This window comes from Allobaculum sp., from assembly GCF_047010065.1.
Classification (GTDB): domain Bacteria; phylum Bacillota_I; class Bacilli_A; order Erysipelotrichales; family Erysipelotrichaceae; genus Allobaculum; species Allobaculum fili.
The window spans coordinates 1-3,966 of the sequence record NZ_JBKXLD010000142.1 but is presented as its reverse complement, the minus strand read 5'-3'; the positions used below and the strand labels follow the sequence as shown (position 1 = coordinate 3,966).

4 protein-coding genes and 1 pseudogene are annotated in these 3,966 nt (G+C 49.9%); all 5 read left to right on the top strand.

The annotated features are described in order from the left end of the window. Positions 1-383 (top strand): annotated as a pseudogene (locus ACLUYS_RS09525) (tRNA uridine-5-carboxymethylaminomethyl(34) synthesis enzyme MnmG); the annotation flags it as partial. Positions 384-668: 285 nt separating this feature from the next. Beyond that, entirely contained in the window at positions 669-1,094 is a 426-nt protein-coding gene (locus tag ACLUYS_RS09520; RefSeq protein WP_255658208.1) for an FtsB family cell division protein, read from the top strand. A gap of 696 nt (positions 1,095-1,790) precedes the next feature. Beyond that, a complete protein-coding gene (locus ACLUYS_RS09515) occupies positions 1,791-2,060 on the top strand; it encodes a hypothetical protein (protein ID WP_412659728.1) in 270 nt (89 codons plus the stop codon). Beyond that, complete coding sequence (locus ACLUYS_RS09510; protein ID WP_230267269.1) at positions 2,048-2,515, top strand: winged helix-turn-helix domain-containing protein; 468 nt, start codon at positions 2,048-2,050, stop codon at positions 2,513-2,515. Before ACLUYS_RS09515 ends, ACLUYS_RS09510 begins: the two co-directional genes overlap by 13 nt. A gap of 369 nt (positions 2,516-2,884) precedes the next feature. Beyond that, positions 2,885-3,966 (top strand): glycogen/starch/alpha-glucan phosphorylase (locus ACLUYS_RS09505; RefSeq protein ID WP_412659727.1); only part of this gene is annotated, 1,082 nt, incomplete at its 3' end.

Below are 3,966 nucleotides of genomic sequence, written 5' to 3'. Positions count from 1 at the left end.
GTTCTCTTGAACAGGGCTGCAGTGCGCTCGATCTGCTCAAGCGTCCAAACGTTACCGTACATATGCTGGAACCGTGGCTTGGCTATTCGGTATCGCCCAAAATTGCCAAGCGCATTGAAATCGAAACGCGCTACGCCGGCTACATAGCCAAGGCCAGACGGGATACCGAACGCCTGCAGAAACTTGAAGACGTCCGCATCCCCGAAACGATCGATTACGATCAGCTCGAAAATCTCGCGCTCGAAGCGCGAAGCAAGCTGAGCCAGATCCGCCCAAGAACCCTTGGACAGGCCAGCCGCATTTCCGGTATCAACCCGTCGGATATCGCGGTTCTCTCGGCTTTCCTCAAAAGCCGCAAGGCCGAGTCGGAACCGACAGAATAAAAACAGTACAGCGGTCTGCATGGACCGCTTTCTTTGTACATGAAAACCGTTCGAATCTGACGTTTTTAAAAAATAACGCACGTGTACGGGCACAATGAATCCGTGTAAGTACACACGGTCTAAAATTGAATGAGAGTTATAAACATTCATCGAAATGAAAGATAATTTCGGCTTTTAAAGCCTTTGTTCTTTCTTCTTTGTCACAGATAGAGAAAAGTCTCGAGTTTGCTTTAGATTAAACATTTGATCTGATAGACTAAGACCGCGGGAAGGAGGTGTCCGAACATGGCAGATTCGCGTCGAAAAAGCAAAAAGAGAAGATTCGCAGCACGCTGGCGCGGATTTATATATATCGGTCTGATCGCTTTCAGCGTCTTCTGTTCCGTCCTGATGGCCAATGATATCGGAACCTGGCTGCATATCAATCAGGAGGTTCATGCCAATGAGAAACTGCTTGATGAGCTCACCAGCCAGCAGAGCGAACTCGAAACCACCCGCAAAAATCTGACGAACCCGGACTACCTCGAAATGATTGCCCGGGGCAAATATCATGTTTCCAAAAACGGCGAACAGGTGTTCGTTTTCCCGCAGCTTGGCGAAGAGGAAGAAGACCAGAGTGATTCGTCCAGTTCGCAGTCTTCGAACAAAACCGTAAAGCCCAAAGTAACCGAAGGGCTTGCGGACGCCGGTTCGAATTCGGAGGGAAACTGATCGGAAAAATCCGGCTCGGTTTTTAAATGCATATAGAAAAATGACAGGAGATGTCCTTAACCGGGCCTCTCCTTTTTGTATGGTCCGGCATGCACTTAAACATGTCTGGGTTGGTCCGCAGGGAGAACCGGAACGGGGCAGGCCTGAAGCATGCATCAGTTTCTCGCAGAAACGGGCAGAAGATCGCAGAGAAAAACTGAAAAACTTAAGCCCTAAGCCAGGAGTCAGAGTGCATGTCCTGCCCGCCCGCTCCTTTCGATCGGCGGATCCAAAATCGTTTCCCCGCTGTAAAGAGCGCATCACAGGCCTTCGGATCTGGGTCATCTCAGGGAAGAGAAGACGGATTTTCGTTCTTGAAAATATGAACGAAATCTGAACAAAAGTTTCGCTTTTAAGGAAATTTCATTCGAAAAACAAGGACAGACCGGCAGACTGTAAGGCAGTCTGCCTTTTTGTTTTTGAAAGAAAAGCGAATGCAAAACGAAGTGGTAATCGGTCGTAAAGAATGAAATAAGTCGTATAAATAGGCGGAAAATATGCACAATAAACCATAAAAATAAACAAATAAAGAAATAATGCAATCGAAGGCATAAGCCGGTAAGGTCGCAAAAGCGACGGTCGGAAAGCTTAACGAAATCAAAATAAAATCTAAATATGCAACGGTACTGCTTTTCAAAACGGAAACGGTATGCATTCATGTCAGAGAACAAAGGCGGCTGCCGCGCCGGGAAGCGAGATCCAGACGGAGCAGAAATCCTGCACAGACAGAAAGGAATCTTCCTTTTTCTTCGAGGAACGCTGCGTAAAACGAAGTGCCAGGCCCAATCCGGGCAGGAGAAAATTTCGGGTACAGCACAAACAAAGCAGCGGGAGTTCAGGGCCGAACGCGAAGCAGGAAAACAGAAGTTTAACGAAACAGGAAGAAAAGAGTTGAAAGGAAAAGGAGACGGATTATGTCCTATGTAAATTTACAGAAACCGGCAGAAGGCAGCCGGGGGAGAGTTGTCACGCTCGATAACGTACAGCGGATGGTTTATGACCAGCCGCCGCGCCAGTGGGATCCGCAGACGATCCGGGAAAGCGTGATTTATCAGACGGGTGATCTTCTGATCGATCGCGGCGCACAGATTATTTTCAAGGGAGGGGAAATGTTAATGGCGACTCCGACCGAATTTGAACTGATCCTGCATCTGGTCGAACACCAGACTTGCTTCTGCGCCAGAGAAGTTCTGATCAATGTCATCTCGAGCCGCCTGCGCCACTGCATCTCGGACAACACGCTGTCCAAGCACATCTGCCGGGTGCGCAAGAAACTCGGAGACGATGAAATCGCGCCCTATATCCTGACGCAGAATTCCAAAGGGTATAAATGGAACTTTCCCGTAACCCGACGCTTTATTACCCGGGAAACGCTCGTCTGAAACCAGACAGCCTGCACCGGACCCAGCCCGAACAGCGCAAAACGGCCTGGCATCTAGCGATATTCGAGTCAGGAAATGGCGGTTTGAAAGGCCTTTCGCGCTTTGAAAACGAGGAAGATACCGGGAATGTCAACAATTGGACCGATTCGAACCGGGTGTGTCAAAACGTGTAGAAATCGTAGGAAAAGCAATGCCTGAAAGATGATGAATATATCCATTACGGGGATCCGGAATTTTTAAAGAAAGAAGGGTACTTCCAGAAAAAATCACAAATGATCACAAAATTGGGCAGAATACTTGCCTGCACGGCTGGGGCTTTCTTGCTTTTCGAAGACCCGAATCTATAATTCAGTTCGTGGAGGTTTAACGATGAATAACATTTTCAGCAGTAAGGAAACGTTTAAGGAAGCCCTTCGCGCTGAAGTGTCCGCCCGTTTCGGACGCGATCTCGAAGATGCTTACGATGAAGAACGTTATTTAGCCCTTGGTGCTCTGATCCGCGATCATGCAGGAAACTCCTGGAAGCTCACAAAAAAGAGCGTTCGCGCAAACGGTACGAAACAGCTTTACTACTTCTCAATGGAATTTCTGATGGGCCGTCTGATGGTCAACAACCTGATGAACATGGGAATCTACGATGTTGTCCGCGATGGACTGGCCGATCTGGGACTGGATATTCACAACCTGGAGGAACTTGAATGCGATGCCGGCCTGGGCAACGGCGGTCTTGGCCGTCTGGCCGCATGCTTCCTCGATTCTCTGGCAAGTCTGAACCTGGCCGGAAACGGAAACTGCATCCGCTATCACTACGGTCTGTTCAAGCAGGAAATCGTCAACGATGAACAGGTGGAAAAACCCGACTGCTGGCTCCGTCTGGGCAACGTCTGGGAAGTCTGGAAACCCCAGCACGCCGTACAGGTCAAATTCGGCGGCACCCTCGATGCCTACATGGACCAGTTTGGCCATTTCCATTCGCATCACAACCCGGCGTTTGTGGTCCGCGCGGTACCGTATGACGTACCGATTGTCGGCTACAACACCCCGACCACCAACACCCTGCGTCTCTGGGACGCGGAAGTGGATGAAGAATCCGTACAGGCGGGCGTTCTGAACAAGTACCTCAATGACGTACAGGCGCTGACCGCTAACGTGTATCCGGATGATTCGACGTACGAAGGCAAGGAACTGCGCCTGAAACAGGAATACTTCTTTGTCTGCGCCGGCGTGGATCAGCTGATCCATAATCATCTGCGCGTATACGGCTCGCTCGACAATCTGGCCGAGAAAACCGCGATCCAGCTCAACGACACCCATCCGGTTCTCGTCATTCCGGAACTGATGCGCGTACTCATGGATGACTACGATTACGACTGGGATCAGGCGTGGGATATCGTTACCCGTACTGTGGCCTATACCAATCATACGGTCATGTCCGAAGCGCTGGAGCGCTG